Origin of the sequence: Pseudomonas sp. BS-2016 (assembly GCF_001806145.1) — a bacterium.
Taxonomy (GTDB): Bacteria; Pseudomonadota; Gammaproteobacteria; order Pseudomonadales; family Pseudomonadaceae; genus Aquipseudomonas; species Aquipseudomonas lundensis.
The window spans coordinates 231,167-254,013 of sequence record NZ_MLCT01000032.1; the positions used below are offsets into that span (position 1 = coordinate 231,167).

At 59.1% G+C, this 22,847-nt stretch carries 17 protein-coding genes; 6 read left to right on the top strand and 11 right to left on the bottom strand.

The window, feature by feature from the left end:
* Positions 1–4 precede the first annotated feature (4 nt).
* From ubiG to BKD70_RS17370, 3 genes are read left to right on the top strand one after another with little or no spacing between them, the layout of a single operon-like run.
* A complete protein-coding gene (gene ubiG / locus BKD70_RS17360; RefSeq protein ID WP_047275338.1) occupies positions 5–703 on the top strand; it encodes a bifunctional 2-polyprenyl-6-hydroxyphenol methylase/3-demethylubiquinol 3-O-methyltransferase UbiG in 699 nt (232 codons plus the stop codon).
* A gap of 3 nt (positions 704–706) precedes the next feature.
* The gene (gene mupP, locus BKD70_RS17365) at positions 707–1,378 is read left to right on the top strand and encodes an N-acetylmuramic acid 6-phosphate phosphatase MupP (protein WP_047275340.1); all 672 of its coding nucleotides are present in this window, start codon (positions 707–709) and stop codon (positions 1,376–1,378) included.
* A gap of 45 nt (positions 1,379–1,423) precedes the next feature.
* Positions 1,424–2,164 (top strand): YciK family oxidoreductase, encoded by a 741-nt coding sequence (locus BKD70_RS17370; protein WP_047275342.1) that lies wholly within the window; start codon positions 1,424–1,426, stop codon positions 2,162–2,164.
* Positions 2,165–2,241: 77 nt separating this feature from the next.
* Here BKD70_RS17370 and BKD70_RS17375 read toward each other — a convergent pair whose 3' ends face one another.
* From BKD70_RS17375 to BKD70_RS17405, 7 genes are all read right to left on the bottom strand, one after another.
* Positions 2,242–3,030 (bottom strand): TenA family transcriptional regulator, encoded by a 789-nt coding sequence (locus BKD70_RS17375; RefSeq protein ID WP_047275344.1) that lies wholly within the window; start codon positions 3,028–3,030, stop codon positions 2,242–2,244.
* A 44-nt stretch (positions 3,031–3,074) separates the two neighbouring features.
* A complete protein-coding gene (locus tag BKD70_RS17380; RefSeq protein ID WP_047275346.1) occupies positions 3,075–5,531 on the bottom strand; it encodes an EAL domain-containing protein in 2,457 nt (818 codons plus the stop codon).
* A 202-nt stretch (positions 5,532–5,733) separates the two neighbouring features.
* Positions 5,734–7,614 carry an ABC transporter ATP-binding protein gene (locus BKD70_RS17385; RefSeq protein ID WP_238591611.1) on the bottom strand — a complete coding sequence of 627 codons (1,881 nt, stop codon included), beginning with the start codon at positions 7,612–7,614 and terminating at the stop codon, positions 5,734–5,736.
* Positions 7,544–8,179, bottom strand: a complete 636-nt coding sequence (locus tag BKD70_RS17390) for a DsbA family protein (protein WP_047275348.1) — start codon at positions 8,177–8,179, stop codon at positions 7,544–7,546. The genes BKD70_RS17385 and BKD70_RS17390 overlap by 71 nt, the downstream gene beginning before the upstream one ends.
* A 3-nt stretch (positions 8,180–8,182) precedes the next feature.
* Positions 8,183–9,121 (bottom strand): rhodanese-related sulfurtransferase, encoded by a 939-nt coding sequence (locus tag BKD70_RS17395; RefSeq protein ID WP_047275350.1) that lies wholly within the window; start codon positions 9,119–9,121, stop codon positions 8,183–8,185.
* A gap of 102 nt (positions 9,122–9,223) precedes the next feature.
* A complete protein-coding gene (locus BKD70_RS17400; RefSeq protein WP_047275352.1) occupies positions 9,224–9,529 on the bottom strand; it encodes a BolA family transcriptional regulator in 306 nt (101 codons plus the stop codon).
* An 11-nt stretch (positions 9,530–9,540) separates the two neighbouring features.
* Positions 9,541–10,056 carry a DUF2059 domain-containing protein gene (locus BKD70_RS17405; RefSeq protein WP_047275353.1) on the bottom strand — a complete coding sequence of 172 codons (516 nt, stop codon included), beginning with the start codon at positions 10,054–10,056 and terminating at the stop codon, positions 9,541–9,543.
* Positions 10,057–10,250: 194 nt separating this feature from the next.
* Here BKD70_RS17405 and BKD70_RS17410 point away from each other — a divergent pair, with 194 nt between their 5' ends.
* Entirely contained in the window at positions 10,251–11,642 is a 1,392-nt protein-coding gene (locus BKD70_RS17410) for a class II fumarate hydratase (RefSeq protein ID WP_047275355.1), read from the top strand.
* A gap of 66 nt (positions 11,643–11,708) precedes the next feature.
* On the opposite strand, the gene pap is transcribed toward BKD70_RS17410, so the two are convergent.
* Positions 11,709–13,223 (bottom strand): polyphosphate:AMP phosphotransferase, encoded by a 1,515-nt coding sequence (gene pap / locus BKD70_RS17415; RefSeq protein WP_047275356.1) that lies wholly within the window; start codon positions 13,221–13,223, stop codon positions 11,709–11,711.
* 141 nt (positions 13,224–13,364) lie between these two features.
* Here pap and mnmC point away from each other — a divergent pair, with 141 nt between their 5' ends.
* The gene (gene mnmC / locus BKD70_RS17420; RefSeq protein WP_047275358.1) at positions 13,365–15,344 is read left to right on the top strand and encodes a bifunctional tRNA (5-methylaminomethyl-2-thiouridine)(34)-methyltransferase MnmD/FAD-dependent 5-carboxymethylaminomethyl-2-thiouridine(34) oxidoreductase MnmC; all 1,980 of its coding nucleotides are present in this window, start codon (positions 13,365–13,367) and stop codon (positions 15,342–15,344) included.
* Positions 15,345–15,351: 7 nt separating this feature from the next.
* Here mnmC and BKD70_RS17425 read toward each other — a convergent pair whose 3' ends face one another.
* Positions 15,352–20,166, bottom strand: a complete 4,815-nt coding sequence (locus BKD70_RS17425; RefSeq protein WP_047275360.1) for an NEL-type E3 ubiquitin ligase domain-containing protein — start codon at positions 20,164–20,166, stop codon at positions 15,352–15,354.
* A gap of 784 nt (positions 20,167–20,950) precedes the next feature.
* Here BKD70_RS17425 and BKD70_RS17430 point away from each other — a divergent pair.
* Complete coding sequence (locus BKD70_RS17430; RefSeq protein WP_047275362.1) at positions 20,951–21,160, top strand: hypothetical protein; 210 nt, start codon at positions 20,951–20,953, stop codon at positions 21,158–21,160.
* Positions 21,161–21,771: 611 nt separating this feature from the next.
* On the opposite strand, the gene BKD70_RS17435 is transcribed toward BKD70_RS17430, so the two are convergent.
* Together BKD70_RS17435 and BKD70_RS17440 are read right to left on the bottom strand one after the other, a co-directional pair.
* Complete coding sequence (locus BKD70_RS17435) at positions 21,772–22,278, bottom strand: lysis system i-spanin subunit Rz (protein ID WP_047275364.1); 507 nt, start codon at positions 22,276–22,278, stop codon at positions 21,772–21,774.
* Positions 22,275–22,808, bottom strand: a complete 534-nt coding sequence (locus BKD70_RS17440) for a glycoside hydrolase family 19 protein (RefSeq protein WP_047275366.1) — start codon at positions 22,806–22,808, stop codon at positions 22,275–22,277. The genes BKD70_RS17435 and BKD70_RS17440 overlap by 4 nt, the downstream gene beginning before the upstream one ends.
* Between the last annotated feature and the right edge of the window lie 39 nt (positions 22,809–22,847).

Sequence of the window (22,847 nt, forward strand, 5' to 3'; positions counted from 1 at the left end):
ACCCATGAGCAACGTTGACCACGCCGAGATCGCCAAATTCGAAGCGCTTGCCCATCGCTGGTGGGACCGTGAGAGCGAATTCAAGCCACTGCACGACATCAACCCGTTGCGCGTCAACTGGATTGACGAGCGCGTGCAACTGGCCGGTAAAAAAGTCCTCGACGTGGGCTGCGGCGGCGGCATTCTCAGTGAATCCATGGCCCAGCGCGGCGCCCAGGTGACGGGCATCGACATGGGCGAGGCGCCATTAGCCGTAGCCCGCCTGCATCAACTTGAATCCGGCGTGGAAGTGGATTACCGCCAGATCACCGCCGAAGCGCTGGCCGAAGAAATGCCAGAGCAGTTCGACGTGGTCACCTGCCTTGAAATGCTTGAGCACGTGCCCGATCCGGCCTCGGTCATCCGCGCCTGCCATCGTCTGGTCAAACCGGGCGGCCAGGTGTTCTTCTCCACCATCAACCGCAACCCGAAAGCCTATCTGTTCGCGATCATTGGTGCCGAATACATCATGAAGCTGATCCCGCGCGGGACCCACGACTTCAAGAAGTTCATTCGCCCTTCCGAGCTGGGCGCATGGAGCCGTCAGGCCGGACTGAGCGTCAAAGACATCATCGGCCTGACCTACAACCCGCTGACCAAGCATTACAAGCTGGAGTCGGACGTCGACGTCAACTACATGATTCAGACCCTGCGCGAGGAGTAACCCATGCGTTTAAGAGCAGTTCTTTTTGACATGGACGGCACCCTGCTCGATACCGCGCCGGACTTCATTGCCATCTGCCAGGCGATGCGGGCCGAACGCGACCTGCCACCTATCGCTGACAAGCTGATCCGCGACGAAATCTCCGGCGGCGCACGCGCCATGGTAGCCGTGACGTTCAACATGGACCCAGAGTCCCCGGGGTTCGAAGCCCTTCGCCTGGAGTTCCTGGAACGCTACCAGCACAATTGCGCCGTTCACACGCGGCTGTTCGATGGCATGGCCGAGCTGTTGGCCGACATCGAAAAAGCACACCTGATCTGGGGCGTCGTCACCAACAAACCGGTGCGCTTTGCACAGCCGATCATGGAGCGGCTGGGGCTGGCCGAGCGCTCGGCACTGCTGATCTGCCCGGACCATGTCACGCGCAGCAAACCGGACCCCGAGCCGCTGACACTGGCGTGCAAGATGCTCGATCTCGACCCGGCCAGCGTGCTGTACGTCGGTGACGACCTGCGCGATATCGAATCGGGCCGCGATGCAGGCACCAAGACCGCCGCCGTGCGCTTTGGCTATATCAATCCCGACGACAACCCGGATCACTGGGGCGCTGACGTCGTGGTCGATCACCCCTGCGATTTGCGCAAAGTATTGGATAACGCGATGTGCAGTTGCTAAGCAGCAAGCGCCGCCTTAGACCCCATCTTCTCGTAGAGGCTTTATATGTTTGATTACACCGCCCGCCCCGACCTGCTTCAGGGCCGCGTCATTCTCGTTACCGGCGCTGGCCGGGGCATCGGCGCTGCCGCCGCCAAAACCTACGCAGCCCATGGCGCCACGGTGCTGCTGCTGGGCAAAACCGAGGCCAATCTGAGCCAGGTGTACGACGAAATCGAAGCCGCTGGCCACCCGCAGCCTGCGGTTATCCCGTTCAATCTGGAAACGGCACAGCCACATCAGTACGACGAACTGGCCGCCATGATTGAAAGCGAATTCGGTCACCTGGACGGCGTGCTGCACAACGCCTCGATCATCGGGCCGCGCACGCCTTTGGAGCAGTTGTCGGGCGAGAACTTCATGCGCGTGATGCAGGTCAACGTCAACGCCATGTTCATGCTCACCAGCACCCTGCTGCCCCTGCTCAAGCTGTCGCAGGACGCTTCGGTGATCTTCACTTCAAGCAGTGTGGGTCGCAAAGGCCGGGCTTATTGGGGGGCGTACGGCGTGTCCAAGTTCGCCACCGAAGGTTTGATGCAAACCCTGGCCGATGAAGTGGACGGCATCGCGCCGGTTCGCGCCAACAGCGTCAACCCGGGCGCAACCCGCACCAGCATGCGGGCGTTGGCATACCCGGGCGAAAATCCGGAAAACAACCCGCTGCCCGACGCGATCATGCCGGTGTACCTGTACCTGATGGGCCCGGACAGCACCGGCATCAACGGTCAGGCCTTCGACGCGCAGTAAGCGTCAAGTAAAAAACCGCAGGTTGCGCTGTACGCGACCTGCGGTTTTTTTATGCGCTCACGTTCAAATCAAACGCCTTAACCGGCCTCGACCATCTCCAGGCGCTCGCGCGCCACGGGCGCCTTCTCGTATTGCAGGCAGCTTTGCAGGAACAGGTATTTGTAGTCATAACTTTTGCAAATCGCTTTGCGCAGTTCAGTTTGCAGCGCCTCGCTCGGGTTCAAGCCGGCCAGCGTGCAAATAATCTCCAAGGCTTCCCAGGGATGCTCGTCATCGTACTGAGCATGCATCTTCAACCACTTCATGGCGCGCTTGCGCCCCTCCTGCGGGAATGAGTCCTCATACACCGTGCTGGAACAGACCACTGCTGACCATTCACCCACGGCGCCCTCAATGGCGTAGTTGGTCGCTGCCATCGAGACCGCCAGCGAGTCCGCCGTACACGTGTGCCAGCACCAGTCGTTCAATGCCTGGAATTCTGCCGGGATCTCCTGGGCGATCATGTCGTCCAGGCTCACATCATGGGCACGCGCCCAATGCACCCAGTAATCGGCATGGTTGAGTTCGACGCGAATGTTGCGAATCAGCCAGCGACGCGCCATGTCTTCGCCGGGGTGGCGGCCATAGCGGGTTTTGCCCAGGTTATGCCCCATGTACAGCGAGAATTGCTCGACAACCGGCCAGCCACCGATCAGGTACATGCGCATGGTTTTGGGGTTGATCGTGTTGTCGCGCATGCGTTGATAAATTTCATGCTCCACGACCCGGCGTTTGCTCGGCGCGCAGTCACGAATCAGCTGCTGAGCCCATTGCGGATAACTGGTGGCTTCCATGAGCGGGCCAGTACGAACAAATGTATCGATCACAATCGGGTTCCTTTTGAGAGGTGATTAGACAGACCTGCAAAACCTCAACGCAACGAGCCCGGCGCCTTCAAAGCCAATGGCCATGAGCGCTTGGGGCGGGACAACAGGCTGTCACTGGTGAACAATCGCGGCCGTTCAATGATGTAACCCTGAGCATAATCGACACCAATCTCGATCAATGCCTGCTCAATCTGCGGCGATTCAACGAACTCTGCAATAGTGCGTTTGCCCATAACATGCCCGATATGGTTAATAACCTCAACCATAGCGCGGTTAATGGGATCGTCCAGCATATCCTTTACAAAACTGCCATCGATCTTCAAAAAGTCGACGGGCAGGTGCTTGAGGTACGCAAACGATGACATTCCGGCGCAAAAATCATCCAGCGAGAAGTGGCAACCCAACGCTTTGAGGTCATTGATAAAGCGGATCGCACTGCCCAGATTGGAAATCGCGCTGGTTTCGGTTATTTCGAAACACACCCGCTCCGGCGCCACGCCATAACACGCGAACTGTTCATGCAGGAACTGCAAAAAGTCCTCATCACCGATGGTGGAGCCCGACAAGTTGATGGCACACATTGCCATCGGCTGATCAGAACCCAAGGCCGAGCATTCAGAAATCACTTTGAACACGTTCTCGACCACCCAGCGGTCAATCGATGTCATCAAGCCATAGCGCTCTGCGGCCGGAATAAAGCTGTCGGGCAGGATAATGTGCCCCGACTCATCGTGCAGCCGCAGCAGGATTTCGATATGCCCGTCTTGCACGCCCTGCCCCAGCGGCGCGATTTCCTGGGAATACAGGCAAAACCGGTTCTCCTCCAAGGCCACGTGCAGGCGTTGCACCCACGCCATTTCGCCAAAACGCAAAGACAACTCCGAGTCGTCGGCATGGTAGACCTGCACCCGGTTACGGCCTTTTTCCTTGGCCATGTAACAGGCCATGTCCGCTGCGCGCAGCGAGCCTTCCAGCGTCACAGGGGCTTGGTGAATGTGTACCAGACCAATGCTGATGGTGTTAAGGAAAGGACGGCCCTTCCACGCAAAATGCAGGCTTTGAACGGTCTGACGCAAACCTTCGGCAATTTTTTCCGCCATATCCGGCGCGCAGTTCTCCAACAGGATGCCGAACTCATCACCGCCCAGACGCGCCAAGGTATCGCCCTCGCGCAAACCCGAATGCAGCAGCGCACAAATATGGCGCAACAACTCATCGCCTGCCGCATGGCCACAGGTGTCATTGACCAGTTTGAACTGGTCCAGGTCGAGGAACATCAAGGCGTGCCGCCCCTGCTGACGCCCCAGGTTTTGCAGCACCAGATCCAGGCGGTACTCAAACTCACGGCGGTTGGCCAGTCCGGTCAGAGCGTCGTGGGTCGCTTGCCAGGAGAGATTGGCGATGTATTGACGCTCCTGGGTCATGTCATGCAGCACCAGCACAGCGCCGCTCACTTTACCTGCACTGAAAATAGGCGCGCCCACCAGCGTCACGGCGACCGTGGTGCCATCCATGCGCTGGATCAGCTTGGAGTGGTCGCTGCTGTTGCCCAGTTGGCCACTCAGAATATGGTCGATCAATTTAAAACCATCATCAGGCGCATTTTCATCCAGCAACCTGAACAACGCCGCCAGCGGCACACCCTGCGCCTGTTTGGAGTTCCAGTGAGTGAGGTGTTCGGCAGCCGGGTTCATGTAGTCGATGGCGCCATTGACATCGGTGGTAATCACCCCGTCGCCAATCGACTCCAACGTCACCAGCGCACGCTCTTTCTCCACCTGCAACGCCTCGGCAAAGGCCCGGCGCTGCGCCAGGATTTTATGCGTGCGCAACAGGGCCAGCAGAATCAGCATCAGGGCGGTGGCGAGGTTAATGAAGATCAACAACTGTTGAATGAAGCGCGAACCTTCACCCAGGGCGTCACTGAACGCTTTGGCGGCCGGAGTCACGCCTTCGTTGATCTCGAAAATCCGCTGCTTCCAGCGCTGCACGTCCGCGTCGGTGGCCTGATTGGCACTGATTTTTTGGTGCATTTCCTGCGCCAGCGTATCGAGCTGGATCAGGTAGTCGTCACCCACCGTCCATTTTTGGATAGCGGTGTCCAGGTAACTGAAATGGCGAAAGTTGCGATAGAACCAAATGATGCTCGTCACATCATCCGGGCTGTTGCCGCCCTGCAAAATGCCTTCGCGTGCAGCATTCAGATCGGGGGGGGACTGATCCAGCGCCAACCGCAGATTGTGACCACCTTGCGGCACCCGGATAGCCTGGTGGTACTTGTCAAAAATGGCCGGATCGCGGCTGTCCGCGTACAGATTGAGGTAGTAAATGGCATCTTTTTGACCCTTGGACCACAGGCTTTCGCCCGCCACATAACCCCGAACCGCCGAGAGCATATACAGGCTCACGCAGCCCAATAACGCCTGGAACAGCACCACCGCGATAAACGGCCACACAATGCCCAACAGCCGCGGTGTACCAAGTTCACGTTTACGCTTCATGAGTTCCCTTTCATTCAGATTGCTGGATGAAAACCAGAGAAAATGCCTCACAGCTACTTGAGACTAGGTCAATTTCTGACAACCAAAACAACCAGACGTGCAGACCCTCTCTAAAGGCTTCGGGCGGGCAATCAGGCACAAAAAAGAGATTGATGTTGGGGATTCAAGCACTCAACAGGGAAAACGCAACGTCGCCACAGGCTCAACTTTGCTGCAAGTGCCCGTATAACTTGGCGTAGAGCCCGCCTTCAGCCATAAGCTGTTGGTGATCGCCCTGCTCGGCAATGCGGCCGCCATCAAACACCAATACTCGATCCGCCTGTTTTACCGCAGATAGGCGGTGGGCAATGATCAAAGTCGTGCGCCCGCTCAAGAATTTTCCCAAAGCGTGATGCAGGTTGTATTCCGTGGCAGCGTCCAGCGCACTGGTCGCCTCATCGAGGATCACCACTTTGGGATCGGCCAACACCATGCGCGCGATGGCCAGCCGCTGACGTTGACCGCCGGACAGGCGCACGCCGGAGCGCCCGACAATGCTGTCCAGCCCTTGGGGCAAGGTATGAATGGTGCCGTCGAGCTGGGCGATTTCCAGCGCCCGCCAGCAGGCTTCGTCGGTGCGCTCGCGGCCCATGGTCAGGTTGGCGCGCACCGTGTCGTTGAACAGGGCCGGATGCTGCAAGACCACGGCAACATGCTCACGAATGGTGTCGAGCCCGATGGCTGGCTGGCTTTCGCCAGCAAAGAAGATGCTGCCTGACTGAGGCGTGTACAGCCCCAACAGCAACTGCACAAGGGTACTTTTGCCGCCACCGCTGGCCCCGACGATGGCCACCTTTTCGCCCGGTGCAATGGTCAGGTTCAAGTGATCGAGCACGCGCTCTTCGCCATAGCTGAAACACAAGTCCCGCACTTGCACCCCGACGGTCTGCCGGCCCGTGAACGGATCGGCCCCACCGGGGTACTGCGGCTCGTCAGCGCGGGCCAACAATTGGTTGATACGAGTCACCGCCCCGCCCGCCGCATAAAACGCATATTGCAGGTTCAGCAACTGCTCAACGGGGCCGATCATGAACCACAGGTAACTGAAAACCGCGAGCATCTGGCCAATCGACAAGTCCGAGAACAGCACGGTCAACATCGCGGCAGCGCGGAAAATATCGATCCCGAACTGAAACAACAACCCGCTCGCCCGGTTGGAGGCGTCGCTTTTCCATTGCGAGGCCACGGCGAAATCGCGCACCTCTTTAGCCCGGTGCCCAAGGCGCCCGAGGAAGTAGCCCTGACGATTGCCGGCGCGCACCTCCTGGATAGAATCCAGGGTTTCAGTCAGCGCTTGGGTGAAGCGCGCAGTGCTGTCGTTTTCGAGCTTTTTGAGGTGCTTGACCCGCTTACCCAACTGCACCGTGGCGTAAATCACCAGCGGGTTGAACAGCAGGATCAACAGCGCCAGCTGCCAGTGCATCCACAACAAAATCGCGGACGTGCCGACCAGCGTCAGCATCGCCACCAAAAACCGGCTCAGGGTCTCGCCCACGAACTTGTCCAGGGTGTCCAGGTCGGTCACCAAATGCGTGGTCACGGTACCGCTGCCCAAGCTCTCGTATTCCGCCAGCGAGATGCGTTTCAGACGTTCGATCAACCGCAGGCGGATGCGAAACACGATGTCCTTGGCCAACCGCGAAAACAACCGCGCTTGCAGCACGTTGAACAACAACGCGCCACAACGCAGCATCAACGTCACCAGCAGCATCAGGCCGATATACCCCACTGAAGACTGCAGCGTGGTCGGCAAGAACTGATTCATCACCTTGAGCGCGGCATCGCCATTGCCCAGCAGCACTTCGTCCACCAGCAAGGGCAGCAACAACGGGATCGGCACGCTGCACAGGGTGGCCAGCACTGCGACGCCATTGGCAATCCACAACGCTTTTTTATGACGCAGGGCCAGCCGACGGATTTCAGCCCAGGTCAGGCGATCCGGTTGGGAAGTACTCAGAGGGGATTCCTTGGGGTTACCCACGCGCAGCACGGTCCAGCCAGCGCCCGAGCAGATCAGATAAAGGGTCGAGCGGTTGATAGCCATTGGTGAGCAACGCCAGCTGGCCATTGCGCTCAGCCAGCAGCGTTGGGAACCCGGCAATGCCCAAATCTTGCACCCATGTAAAATCAGCCGCCGTCGCGGCGTGTTGCTCGACACTGTCGAAGGCCGCCGCAAATTCGATGCGCGGCACACCGGCTGTTTCAGCCAGCTCCACCAGCACACTGGCCTGGGTCACATCACGGCCCTGCACGTAGAACGCCTGCTGGATCAAACCCGTCAGGGTCCACGCACAATCGGGGGCCAGGCTGCGCGCGGCAACGATCGCCCGACAGGCGGGTTCGGTGTCATACACAAAACCCTCGGGCAACGCTCCGTCAACCGTAAACGGCTGGCCGGTGGCCTCAGTGACCGCCTGCCAATGCTCCAAAATGTAGCGTCGGGTGTGCGGTTCGAGGGCTGATCCACTGCCCGTGCGCAACCCGCCGACCACCAGATGCAACTCCACTGCGGCGGCCTGCGCCTGCTCGACCAAGGCCCGGGCGACGGGCGCAAAGCCCCAGCACCACGAACACATGGGGTCCATCACATAGAGCAGGCGCGCTGACATGGCTCAGGCCTCGGCAGGTTTACGGTAGTTGTGGCCAATCGGGTGCGGCTGGTTGCGGGCCTTGGCCAATTCGATCTGCTTTTGGCGGTCGATGGCGCTGCGACGGGTTTTCTCGCTCAGTTTGTCCCAGCAATGCGGGCAGCTGATACCCGGCTGATAATGCTCGGACTCACGGTCGGCCGCGCTGATCGGCGTACGGCAGGCGTGGCATTGATCGTACTCGCCTTCGGTCAGGTCATGGCGCACGGTGACGCGGTTGTCGAACACGAAACAGTCGCCCTGCCATTTGGTTTCTTCCTGCGGTACCTCTTCAAGGTATTTCAGGATTCCGCCCTTGAGGTGATACACCTCGTCAAAACCTTGGCTGAGCATGTAGCTGGAGGCTTTTTCGCAACGAATGCCGCCGGTGCAGAACATGGCGACTTTCTTGTGTTTGGCCGGGTCGAAGTTGGCTTTGATGTAGTCCGGGAACTCACGAAAACTGGTGGTTTTCGGATCGATAGCGCCTTCGAACGTGCCAATGGACACTTCGTAGTCATTGCGGGTATCGATCAGCAAAACTTCTGGGTCGCTAATCAGCGCGTTCCAGTTTTCGGGGTCGACGTAGGTACCGACTTTCTTGTTCGGATCTACGCCTTCAACGCCGAGGGTGACGATTTCTTTCTTGAGCTTGACCTTGGTCCGGTAGAACGGCTGGTCGTCGCAGTAGGATTCCTTGTGGTCGATATCGACCATGCGCGGGTCATTCCTGAGCCAGGCCATCAGCCCGTCGATGCCTTCCCGGCTGCCGGAAACCGTACCGTTGATGCCTTCTTCAGCGATCAGCAAAGTGCCCTTGATGCCATTGTCGACCATGGCCTTGAGCAGCGGCTCACGCAGTTCGACGTAGTCTTCAAGGGTGACGAATTTATACAGTGCAGCGACAACGATTGGCGCAGTCATGGGACTCTCTCCAGGTGGCTACCCTCGTAAGGGGTGAACCGGATGCAAAAAAAACGCGCCGGCTAAGCGGCGCGCTGCGGATTCTAGCAAAAAGCCCGCGGGTTAAGCCAACGGGCGATCACCGCCAGCACAGGTCGGCGATGCCGGGGCCGTGCCGATTTTCGCCCATTCTTCAGGCGTGTACGTGTGCAAGGCCAACGCATGGAACTCGCCCATCAAGTCACCCAGGGTGGCGTATACCTTTTGGTGACGCTTGACGCTGTTGAGACCGGCAAACTGCTCGCTGACCAGCACGGCCTTGAAGTGCGTCTGCAACCCGCGGCTGTGCATGTGGCTTTCATCGAGCACGCTCAGGTGCACGGGCTGCAAGGCGGCAAGCGTCGATTCAATACGTTGTTGCATGTTCATTGAGGCTCCGCTTACTTCTTCTTGGCCGGGGCCGCTTTTGGCTCCAGCTCTGCGGTCATGTCTGCCAGCAGCTTGTTGACCACCGGTACGGCGCTTTCGAGTTTGGCCTGGGTCATTTGTGCCGATTGCTGGGTCAGCTGAGGCATTTTTTCCAGGACTTTTTTACCCAGTGGCGACTGGTAGAACGCAACCAGTTCCTTGAGTTCGGGTTCGCTGAAGTTGGTGGTGTACAGCTTGACCATGTCCGGCTTGAGCTTGTCCCAGCCAATGGCCTGATCCAGCGCAGTGTTGGCCTTGGCCTGGTAGGTTTCCAGCAGGGCTTTCTTGGCGGCAGGTGCTTTGGTCTGCTCAAAGCGTTGAGCGAACATTTGCTGCACTTGCATGTAGACCGGGGTACCCAGCTTGTCGGCATGGGCCAGCTTCAGGAAGGTTTCAGCACTGGCAGCGTGGCTGGCTGCATCGGCAAAAACCTGGCCGCTGGCGCATACCAGAGCAACTGCTGTACAGATGGCGCGAAGACGGGTCATCGAGTTTCCTTTATCTAGCAAGCGAGGTCGAACCCCAAGGGCGCCCATTCTGCGCCTAACAAAGTGTGTCACTCAACCCCGAGGGTGATAAGGGTTCTCATCCTGTCGACAAAAGTCGATAAAACCAAAGATTGAACCCCTTTCCCCGATCCGGGCCTAAGCTCAGTGATCCATTTCTGAGAGGAAGCCACCAGATGAGCCGTATCGAAACCGACAGCCTGGGTGAAGTGAATGTGCCAGAGGAGGCCTATTGGGGCGCGCAGACCCAACGTTCGCTGATCAACTTTGCCATCGGCAACGAGAAGATGCCGCTGCCCGTGCTGCATGCCCTGGTGCTGATCAAAAAAGCCGCTGCCCGGGTCAATGACCGCAATGGCGACTTGCCTGCCGACATCGCCCGCCTGATCGAACAGGCCGCCGATGAAGTGCTGGCCGGTGAACACGATGACCAATTCCCGCTGGCCGTCTGGCAAACCGGCAGCGGCACCCAAAGCAACATGAACGCCAACGAAGTGCTGGCCGGACGCGCCAACGAGCTGGCGGGCAAGGGCCGGGGTGGCAAGTCGCCGGTGCACCCCAATGACCACGTCAACCGCTCCCAAAGCTCCAACGACTGCTTCCCCACCGCCATGCACATCGCCGTGGCCAAAGCGGTGCATGAGCAATTGTTGCCCGCGATCAGCGAACTGACCGGCGGCCTGGCGGAGCTGTCGGCACGCCACATGAAGCTGGTGAAAACCGGGCGTACCCACATGATGGACGCCACGCCGATTACTTTTGGTCAGGAAGTGTCGGCGTTTATCGCGCAACTCGATTACGCCGAACGCGGCATCTACGCGGCCCTGCCTGCGGTCTACGAGTTGGCCCAGGGCGGCACCGCCGTCGGCACCGGCCTGAACGCGCCCCACGGGTTTGCCGAAGCGATTGCCGCTGAACTGGCCGCGCTGTCCGGCCTGCCCTTTGTCACTGCACCCAATAAATTCGCCGCGCTGTCGGGGCACGAGCCCCTGACCAACTTGTCAGGTGCGCTGAAAACCCTTGCGGTCATGCTGATGAAACTGGCCAATGACTTCCGCCTGTTGGGTTCCGGCCCACGCGCGGGGCTGGCCGAAATCAAACTGCCCGCCAATGAGCCGGGCAGCTCGATCATGCCGGGCAAGGTCAATCCGACGCAGTGCGAAGCCCTGTCGATGCTGGCCTGCCAGGTGATGGGCAACGACGTGACCATCGGCTTTGCCGCCAGCCAGGGTCACTTGCAATTGAACGTGTACAAGCCGGTGATCGTCCACAACCTGCTGCAATCGATCCAGCTGCTGGCAGACGGCTGCAGCAACTTCCACAAGCATTGCGTCACCGGGCTGGAAGTCGACGCGGCGAAAATGGCTGAACATCTGGAACGTGGCCTGATGCTGGTGACGGCACTCAATCCGCACATTGGCTACGACAAGTCGGCCGAAATCGCCAAAAAAGCCTACGCCGAAGGCCTGACCCTGCGCGAAGCCGCGCTGGAGCTGGGTTACCTCACAGACGAAGAATTCGACCAGTGGGTGCGGCCAGAGAACATGTTGGGCACCGGTAAGCACTGACGGCAGGCGCGCAGCGACGACACCACCGTTGTCGTCGCTGCCGAACACCGAAAAAGATCGCGTTCGTTACTTCTTGTGCTTTTTATCGTGCCGGTCGCGTTTCTCGAACGCGGCTTGCAGCGCATCGTTAAGGGTGCGCAACACTTTGACCCGCGCCCAGCGCTTGTCATTGGCTTCTACCAGGGTCCAGGGCGACACTTCAGTACTGGTGCGGTCCACCATGTCGCATACGGCCGCGCGGTATTCGTCCCACTTTTCGCGGTTGCGCCAGTCTTCCTCAGTGATTTTGAAGCGTTTGAACGGAATGGTTTCACGCGCTTGAAAACGCTCCAACTGGGTGTCCTTGTCAATCGCCAGCCAGAACTTGACCACGATGACGCCCGCATTGTGCAACTGTTCTTCGAAGTCGTTGATCTCGCCATAGGCGCGCAGCCAGTCTTGCTGGGGGCAAAAACCTTCAATGCGCTCCACCAGCACCCGCCCGTACCAGGAGCGGTCGAAGATCGTGAACTTGCCGCGCGCCGGGATCTGCCGCCAAAAGCGCCACAGGTAAGGTTGTGCGCGCTCGTCTTCCGAAGGGGCCGCAATCGGTACGATGCTGTATTGACGGGGGTCCAGGGCGGCGGCCACGCGCCGGATCGAGCCGCCCTTGCCCGCCGCATCGTTGCCTTCAAACACCGCCACCAACGCGTGACGGCGCATGCGTTTATCGCGCATCAGCCCGGACAGACGCGCCTGCTCGGTAATCAACTGCTCCTCGTAATCTTCTTTGTCCAGACGATGGGTCATGTCCAGACAATCGAGCAGGCTCTTGCCGTCTATAGGGTCCGGCAAAGGCGGCACCGTGATGGAGTGCGGCTTGACTTTGGGGGTATTGATTGCTGCTTGCAGGCCTTCGAGCAGGATTTTGCCCACCGTCAGGCTGCGGTAATACGGGTCTACACCTTCAACGATGTTCCACGGGGCGAAGTCGCGGCTGGTGCGACGGATCATCCGCTCACCGAAATGCACCACCTTGTCGTATGTTTCGGACTGTTGCCAGTCCAGCGGGCTAATGCGCCAGCTGTGCAGCGGATCGTCCTTCAGGGCTTTGAGCCGGGCTTTCATCTGTTTTTTGGACAGGTGAAACCAGAACTTCAATATCACCGCGCCTTCATTGCAGAGCAGTTTTTCCAGCCGTTCAGCGCCATTGATCGCCTGATCGAGCACCGCATTCTTAAACTGACCATGCACGCGCCCTTGTAGCATCTGGCTGTACCAGTTGCCGAAAAACACCCCCATCCGCCCCTTGGCCGGCAACTGACGCCAATAACGCCAGGCCGGCGGGTGCGCCAGCTCTTCATCGGTCTGGGTGTCGAAGGTGCGCACTTCGATCAGTCGCGGGTCCATCCACTCACTCAGCAACTTGACGGTTTCGCCCTTGCCAGCCCCTTCGATGCCGTTGATCAGCACAATCACCGCAGAACGTTTCTGCTGATGCAGCTCGTATTGCGCTTCGAGCAAGGCCTCACGCAACGCGGGCACTTCGTTGTCGTAAGTTTCTTTGTCGATGACATGGCCAATTTCAGCGGATTCGAACATGGAAAACTCCCTAGCAAGATGCCCACAAGACTAGCGGAATGATCTGTCATGCGTAGGGAAGAATGATCACAAATCTGTCATGAGTCATGCTGTCATCTGCCAATCCGCTAGAATGGCCGCCTTGCCGATGCCGAGCCCCCCATGACAATTGAAATGCCCAATGCCCAGCTCGACTGGGATGACCAGGGTCGCCCCCACTCGCGACTGTTTGACGACGTGTATTTTTCGGACAAATCCGGTCTGGAAGAAACCCGTTATGTGTTCATTGAACAAAATGCCTTGCGCGAGCGCTTTGCCGCCCTGCCCGCCCACGGGCATTTTGTGGTGGGCGAAACCGGTTTCGGCACCGGCCTCAACTTTCTGTGTACGTGGCAGTTGTTCGAAGAAACCGCCCGCCCGGACGCCCGACTGCATTTCGTCAGTGTCGAAAAATACCCGCTGACCCGCGAGGACCTGCAACGCGCCCTCAGCCTCTGGCCAGAGCTGGCGCCGTACAGCGAACCCTTACTGGCGAGCTATTTCGCGATTCATCCGGGGTTCCAGACCCTCAGTCTGGCCAACGGGCGGGTCACGCTGACGTTGCTGATTGGCGATGTGCTGGAACAATTGCCGCAGCTCGATGCGCGAATCGACGCCTGGTTTCTGGACGGCTTCGCCCCGGCAAAAAACCCGGCGATGTGGACCCCCGAACTGTTTGCACAGTTGGCGCGCCTGGCAGCACCCGATGCCACGATCAGCACTTTTACCAGCACCGGCTGGGTGCGCCGTGCACTGAATGAAGCCGGCTTCAAAATGCGTCGCACGCCCGGGATCGGGCACAAGTGGGAAATTCTGCGGGGCGTGTTTTTGGGGATGCCTGAAACTGCGGTGGCCGAACCCGGCGTCAAACCCTGGTTCGCTCGCCCGCCGCAAATCAACGGCCCGCGCACGGCATTGGTGATTGGCGCCGGGCTCTCGGGATGCGCCAGCGCCAACAGCCTGGCCAAACGCGGCTGGCAAGTGACCCTGCTGGAGCGTCACGAACGATTGGCCAAGGAGGCTTCAGGCAACCCGCAGGGCGTGTTGTACCTCAAGCTTTCCGCGCACGGCACCGCGCTGTCGCAGATGATCGTCTGCGGCTTCGGCTACACCCGTCGTGTGCTTGAACACTTGCAACGTGGTCGGGACTGGGACGACTGCGGCGTGCTGCAACTGGGTTTCAACGCCAAGGAAGCTGACCGGCAGGCACAACTGGCCGCCGCCTTTCCTGCTGCGCTGGTTCACTTGCTGGATCAACCCCAAGCGCAAGCCCTGGCCGGTGTCGAACTGGCCCATGGCGGCCTTTTCTACCCTGAGGGCGGCTGGGTTCACCCTCCGGCCTTGTGCCGCTTCCAGACACTGCACCCAAATGTGACAGTCCTGACGCACCATAACGTGCTGCAACTCGACAAGGTGGACGGCCAGTGGCACGCGTTGCACAACGATCGCGTGCTGGCCAGTGCTTCAGTGGCCATATTGGCGGGGGCCGCCGAGGTCAAACGCTTCCCGGCCAGCAGCGGATTGCCCCTCAAGCGCATTCGCGGGCAAATCACCCAATTGATCGAAACCCCCCGCAGTGCCGCGCTGAAAACCGTCGTCTGCGCCGAGGGTTATGTGGCGCCCGGCCGACTTGGCGAGCACACCGTGGGCGCCAGCTTTGATTTCCATAATGACGATTTGACCACCACGCCCGAAGGCCATCAGGGCAATCTGGATTTGCTGCAAGAAATTTCCCCGGATTTGGTGCAGCGTCTGGGCAAGGAACACCTTGATCCGAAGTCCCTGCAGGGCTGGGCTGCGTTTCGCTGCACCAGCCCGGACTACCTGCCCATCGTCGGGCCGCTGGCCGAACCCGATGCCTTCGCCCAGGCGTATGCCGTGCTGGGCAAAGACGCCCGGCAAGTGCCGGACATCCCGTGCCCGTGGTACGAGGGCTTGTACGTCAACAGCGGGCATGGTTCACGCGGGTTGATTACCGCCCCGCTGTCGGGGGAATTACTGGCCGCATGGATCAACGATGAGCCGTTGCCCATGCCGCGCACCGTTGCCGACGCCTGCCACCCCAACCGCTTTGCCGTGCGCGCCCTGGTGCGCAGGCTTTAACCGCACCTCAACCGGGCAGTGGAGCCGGCAATAACGCGAGTGTTTTGTTCAGGCTCCACGCACTCACCGCCGCGTCCATCGCGGCGCGGATTTCATTGACCCGCCGTAGGTAACGCTCGCTGCTCATTTCCGGGGAGTTGCGCAGCAACTCGCTCAATTGCTCAAAATACGGCGCCGTTAACCGTGAAAACTCTGACTGATGCTTACGCATCAAGTGCTCGCGCCAGAACGCGGTGCCGCTGACGAATTGACTCAATGCCGTTGTCTTTTCGGCCATTTCAACCCGGGCCTTGGCTTCGTCCAGATCCGCCTGGGTCACACCGGCAATTTCTTTGAACACCATGTTGCGCGGCTGGTCGGGCAGGTTCAGGTCTTGCGCCAAACCGATCCTGTACGCCAGGTGCACTTCCACTTCGTCAGGCGCGTGCCCGCCCGCTGCCGCTCGGGCTTCGCAGGTTTCGCTGGCGACTTTCTCCACTTGATCGAGCCGGAACAGGCCTGTGGCGAACTGCAGCAAGTCCGTTTCCTGTGCGTGCCCCTGCGCATTGAGCATCCCCAAGTGCATGGCGACCTCCAGCGTGCTGAAGGTCAGCGCGACACTGTCGGTGCAACTGCGCGGCGAGGCCGCAATGTTCATCAGATCCACTCGCAGCGTATAGCTTTCATTGGCCGCTTCAATCATCTCCCACACCCGGCGGCTCAGGTCCTGACGCACCGTCAGCGCGTCTGCCGTGGCAGTCAGGCGGCTGATGACAGCAAAAAAGTCTTCCGTGGTCGGATCGGTTTTCAATTCGGCCCACAACGCCTCGCGTCGCAACAACTCGTGATTGGTGATGCCTGAAGTCCAGAACTCAAACGCTGCGGAATCGGTCATCAACGCCTCGGTGTTAATCCCGAAACTGCTGCCTCCCTGTGCCACGAATCGCGCCAGTCGCAAACGGGTGGCAGCTGTTAACGGGTTGCCTGATAAGGAGATATTGCGGGTGACCGAGGCCGACGCCTGATACGTCAGTTCCGGTATATCCACCAGTTGGTTTTCCCGCAGATCGGCCGCTTCCAGCAACGGCCGCGACAGCAGTCCGATGGGCCATTGCTGAATGCGGGTACGGCGCAGGTAGACCCGCCGCACGTTCGGCAGCGTGCTCAAATCCAGCAAGGTGCCCAATAAGTTGTCATTGAGGTTCAAGGTTTCAAGCGCCTGCAATGCGCCCAACACAACAGCGTCTCCCGTCGAGAGCTGCAACAGGTTGTGTGCCAGCGAGAGATGCCGCAGACGCGACATGTTTTTCAATTGCGCAGGCAGATACACCATACGGTTGTGGTCCATCTGTAACGACGTCAACCCCGTAAACACTTCAAGAAACCCATTGGCCGTGTCGCGACAGTCCATGTTGTTGAGGTTCAAGTGGGTGACATGGCTGAAGTCTATTTCACTCGGCAGATGTGGAATATTGCCAACCCGCAGTCCATCCAGACTCAACTCACAGGCTTGATCGCGACTGACCCAAGGCATGTGCACCGGATCTTTACGCCAACCGCGTTCAATCAGCCCCGCTACCTGATACCGGCTTTCCGGGTAGTCATGCAGCCTGTGCCCACTCAGCATCTCGGAAGGGGCCGCGTCAATCCACTGCTGCAAGGTCTGGCGCAAGCGTTTTCTCTGACGCTTGCGTTCACGTACGTACGCCAGTGCCTCAAGGTTGCTCTCGGTAATGGAATCCAGATAGGCCTGCACGTGATCGTCGGTGAACTCCGGATAGAGGTCGCGCACCCGACGCTGCAATGAGCGCGCGTAGCGCCCCTGATCCAGCCCGCACAACGGGTAACCGAGCTGACCGCTGGTCATGCGCACCGGCGGTTTGAAGCGCGGCTTGATGGACTGCATGCCCAATGCCTGGGCGGACGCTTCGCGCTGACTGACAGCCAGTGCCCCCAACGCGGCATGAAACCGGGGGGCATCAGCGACCGTTGCAAACCCCAGCGCCTCACGTTCGCTCTTGTTCAGCATCGTTAAAACGGCCTGCGAGAACACGGCCTCTTCGCCAGGCTCAAGCACGTAACGTTGGCCATTGAACACGTAACGCTGATAGCCCAGCCCGGTTTTGACAATCACACGCGAGGGCCTCGTCGAACGCCCCCAGCGCTGCAAGACCGTCCCTGCCGTTGACCCCTCGCGCAGTTCAAACGAGGCACTGGCTGGCCAGTTAGGCAACAGGTTCAGAAAATACCTGACCAGTAGCGTCGTATCTTCCGCCGCCGCTGCGGTCTGTGCGTGCAGAAAAAAACCCTCGTATGCACGATTCAAACGCCCTTCGCGCAGGTAGGCGCGGGCATGTTCGGCCAGCAGCAATGGGACTTTGCCCGCTTTCAACGTGCTGCGTTGCACATCAGTGGCGGATTCGACCAGCGACTGCGCCATCGGCTTAGGCAGCCCGCTGAACGCACGCTCAATTGGGGCAGTCAAGGCAGAATCGGAGACATTGAATCGCTCGTAAAGGTGCTCGAATAACCAGGCCCGATGATCTTCGGCGTACCGGCTCAACGCTTCGGCCAACGCAGCAACGGGCAACGGCGACAACACTGTTTCGCTGCCCAACAGGGCCTTGATTTGCTCACCGGACAACGAGGCCAATACGGTCTCAAGCACCCGGCCCTGCTCCAGAGACCTGTGGGTGAGGGTCACAAGGTCCCGGCGATCACCATCCACAATGCCGTACTCAAGGTTGGAGCCCCCCGCACCGTTGACCAACACCAACCCCTTGCCTTGGCGCCAGCCGGGCAAATGCGGCAGCAGGGTCAATTGCAAATCGGCCCACTTCGCATGGGTGTAACCACCGACTTTCATGTGCTCGATAAAGCCGCTGATCTGACGGTCTATCTCGAAGCGCTTCAAGCTGACATGCAACAACGCAGGGGGTTTCAGGTTTTCCAGATGCACACGTCGCATCACATCGTGCCCGGTGCCGGTCAAGGCCTGCACCTGTTCCAGCGTGGCTTCATCCAGCGCTGCCGGGCCGTGCCCCAAACGGCCCAATAAAACGCCACTGCCCTGCCATTCCAAGGGACGCTCATGGGCGTGCTGCCAGGCGCCCTGCTGATTGTTCAGCAGCCCCGGCTTGAAAGCATTGGGGCGACGCGGATGGACAATGCGCCACTGTTTGCCCGCTGCATCCCGCTCGACGGCAAAGTGCTTGCCATTGACGGTGACGAGTTGCTTGCCATCCATCCTGAAAAAACCGTGCGCATCGCGTGTGTGCTGACGGTGCTCCGCTGCGCCGGTGTACGCGTAATGCTCGACCTGCTTGTTCCACAACCGGGCGGTGCCATCTTCGCGGCTGATCGGTTCAAAATCCTCGAAATACGCTTGGGTGGCCTCGCTCAGGCGACTGGAAGCCTTTTTGAGTGCGACGCCGCCTGCCACAGTGGCCGCCGTGGTGGCGATATCCAGAGCCACGTTGAGCATGTGCTCACGTGCGTGATCGACATCGCCATGGGCCCAATCATCAACCCCTTCGTAGACTTCACCGAGCATCTGCCCCACGGCAACCGCCAGCATCACCCCGCCAAGCACCGGGACAAACAACGACGCCACGTTAACGATAAACAGGCCGACGCTCTGATAGAGCTGCCATTTTTGCTCGCGTGCCTGCTCGTCCAGCACCCCCGTCGGCACGGCCAACACCCGGGCGTCGGCAAACATGTTCTTGACCTGGACCGCACACAAGTACTGCGCGGCGCTCATGCTCAAAGGCGTGGTCACCAGACCCAACCGTACAGGCACAGCGTTGACCTTTTGCAAAAAGCCGGGGCGCACGCCAAGCGCAACAAACCGGGAAAAGAACTCGACATACTCCGGCCGTCGCAACCGCACCTTCAACTCATCAATGAACACCTGCAATGAACTGAACTCGTAAAACGGGGAAACCGGGTCATTGGGCAGGTAAACAATCACCCGTTCACCGGGATGCAACAGCGGTGCATTCGCCGTAAACATCACGACGCCATCAATCACTGTGTCGAGTATCGACAACGAACTCTGCACAATGGCTTTGCCGTCCAGGGTGGCGTGTGCACCGGATCGGGCGCGCACGTCCGTTGTTAACAAGCCGATAAGGGCTTTGTAAGCCGTTTCGCTGATGTGCTTTTTCAAGTAAGCAATATGCGCATCCACTTCCATGTCATAGCGTTTGAGCAGACGCAGGTTGGATTCTGTTTCCTCCTCCCTGACCGTCTGCACGGACGTACCGGTAGACGCTACGCCCAAAAAATCCTGCAAGTACTGCTGGTATTTGAGCCCGAGATTAAGCTCGCGGCACAACGCCGCGAATTGATGCGGATGCACGGGACTCACCAGCCCCGGATGCCGCGCCACCCGGATTTGGCTTTGCGGGTTAAAACCGCCGGGCAGGGCTTCGTCTTCCGAGAAGTTTTGCAAGGCCGCCCACAGCAGGGTTTTGGGTTCGTCGAGTACGGTGTAATGCCGAATGGTGGCCAGCAGCGTGTCATCGGTGATCAAGTGCACGTGCACCGCATGCAGGCGGTCATGAAAAATATCGAGCACCGGGCCAAACCGGCGTTTGACTTCAGCCTCCAGCAGTGGCGCGCAATAGGCTTCGATGCCTTCGAGCTCGGAAAACCGCTGCCCGGACAGGGCATGGTAAGCACGGCTCTGAGCCATGGCGGTGTCAAGCGCCTTGATAATGTCAGCCGGGGCATCGACCAGCCACTTGGGCAGATGCCCGCGAACCAGCTCGAGGGGTTCTAAATCACTGAGGGTGGCGTCGCGGGCATCCAGGGCTAACGTTGCAGGGGTATCAGTCATATCAACAGCTCTACGCAGGGACGAAGGAGGCCCCACGCTATCCCTGCGCTGCTTGCCCCATGACCTAGATAAATATGACCGGCCCACAGAAAGGGGAGCATCGATAAATCGGCCCGCTGCAACCCTGTTTGGCTGTTCGCATGGATCAAAAAAGATCGCCCCCGTGACCGCTCGTAAAGTTTTTTGAACGATCACGCTTTTCAGGGACTCACAAAAACCATGTCACTAACAGCGGCGCGCTCTGACTGTGTATTCGCGCCGGAAGGATCGGGAGACAGGTCAGAGCTTTACGTCCGATCCAAAACAGGGCCTGAACGCTACTGGTTGTTAACACTGCGCACGCTGGGTGTGAGGCACCGCAGGATGCATGACACCCGGCACACGTTTGCCAGGGTGTGTTTGATGTCTACCGCCCGACTTGTTCCACGCCAGCAGACCGTGCTTTTAACCAGTGCAACAAGCAGCCACTGCTCCATGACGGGGTGCGGGCTGTACACGCTGAACATCCTGCCACACGGTGCCCAGTGCGCACCGCAACCCGGCAGTAGCGTGAAAGGCCCCGATTTAAAAGGGTTCAAGCAGTATGTGCGGATTAGCTGGAGTATTTCAAAGGCGCTAGACAAGGGGTTTCAGCGCCTTCTGAGGCCCCGGAGAGTCCCTCAAGGGAACATCAGTTGGTACAAAAAGTGGTACGAGATCCATCCTCCCCCGGCGTCCTGCCGACCTATATCAAATACCCGCTGTACACCTACTGCTACGCTGTTCATTCAACCGAGGAACAGACATGCCTAATTCAGATTTACTACCTACCCTTTTTTCCAAGTTCAACGAAAACCAAGTCGCCCTAGGAGCCGCCATCATGGAACTCGCGCAATGGGTCGAGCGACACGGCGGCGTCGAAGCAACAGCAAACGTCCGTGGCGCACTAGAAATACTTGATTACAATGACGAATTCATCAAGCTAACTCTTGCTGTCCTGATGACTCCTGAGTGATAGGCAGACAGCTCAGCTGAAGAGCCACATAACGTCAATCACCGCAATTACCCAGCAGAGAGTCAACAAGAACGATAGCCCCGCCAGTCTTTTATCCACAAGGTCCTTCCCGTTTGGATGGATGTTGATGGCTCTCACTGTAGGCCGACCAACTCAGCGTAGCCGACTCTGTGCGCCATCATAAGCCCGGCACCCTTAGAGCGCGATCAGACCTTGATCGCGTGTTACTGGCAGCTCACCGCCGCAACGACTCTCCTTTTTTTATCCGATCTGCTGCCGGCGCTCAGTAAGTAACGTGCGCATCTTTCGATCCATGCCTGAAACACCCACCCCCGACGTCCCGCCGACCGATTACAATCTCCTATAGTCGTAGTGAAATATCCGAAAGTCGCTGGTAATCTCCCAGCCACGTTCGTCAGCCATTAAGGGATGGAGGCGAAAATAGAAGCCCTGGAGCCGCGAACCTCCGGGGCTTTGCTTTTCTACTTGGCCGCTACGTAAATAATAAGCGCAATGGCAACCATCCAGGCGATGACCAGCAGCACTCCCAGCCCTACAAAATCCTGACCCATAGCCTTTCCTTGTGCGCGATTCAATCCATTCGGTCTAGCTTAACGCAACACAGCCCTGACGTACGCCTGGCACGCCCGTAACGCGATCAGTCCTTGGTCGCCGGCGTCGGTGATGGCGATAATTCGTTGAGCATGCGCTGGGTCAAGTTGGGCTCGACGGGCTGCATGAACCACGCCGACGGCGCTGGTGGTGGAAGGCACGTTGCAGCCACTGGCTGAATCCGTGGCGTCGATAAGGACTGACAGCCGCACATCAGCAGTGGCAAGGCGATCACGCAGCCTTGAAATATTTTTCTGTGCATCACTAAATTCCTTGAAATGCGCTTCGTCTATAGATTGAAGACGGCCTTCTAGGCCCAGGCGCTTGTCCTGCTCGATACGGGCCTGGGCGGCCGCGGCATTGCCGATAGCTGTCAGGTCCGACTGGTGCAAGCCGTCCTGCACGGCCAGTCGCTCGCCCATGCGCCAGTCCTGCACCTGCCAGGCACCGCCAAATCCGATGGCGAGCGCCAGCAGGATAGCGGCCAGGACTTGACCGGGCGTCATGCCAGCACCTTCAGCGCCTTGTCGTACAGCCCCTGGCGGTCGGCCTGGCCGTTGAGCCCACCGTTGATGCGCCGAGTGATCTTCACGAAATCTCCCTTGTCCGCCAGCGTGTTCAGGTCTTTCATAGACCAGAACCAAGCCGCCGACATCGCGGCGTGCTGCGGCAGCTCCAGCAGTTCTGGCTTGCTGAGCAGGTCCAGGCCCAACGCTTCGCCGCACGCGTTGTAGTTGGCGCGGCCCGTGATCTGGATCAGGCCACGGCCGCGATACTTGGAGCCGTCACCCGGCTGAGTGTTGCCCAGATCAGCGCGGCCTTCGTATCGGGCTTGAGCAGTGGTAGGCCCCCAGATTTCTTTGACGTATTTGAGCTGGCCCGATTCGTGACCAATTTGGGCGATGAAGGCGGCGACACGCTTCGGGCCGACGATCTGATACCGGTTCATGGCGGAGTTTAAGACAGAAACAAAAACGCCGGCTGATTGGCCGGCGTTTGGGAGGATCTGCAACAGTTGCTGCGTGGTGATGGGCATGGCTTTCTCCGGGCAAAAAAATACCCGCACTCGGCGGGG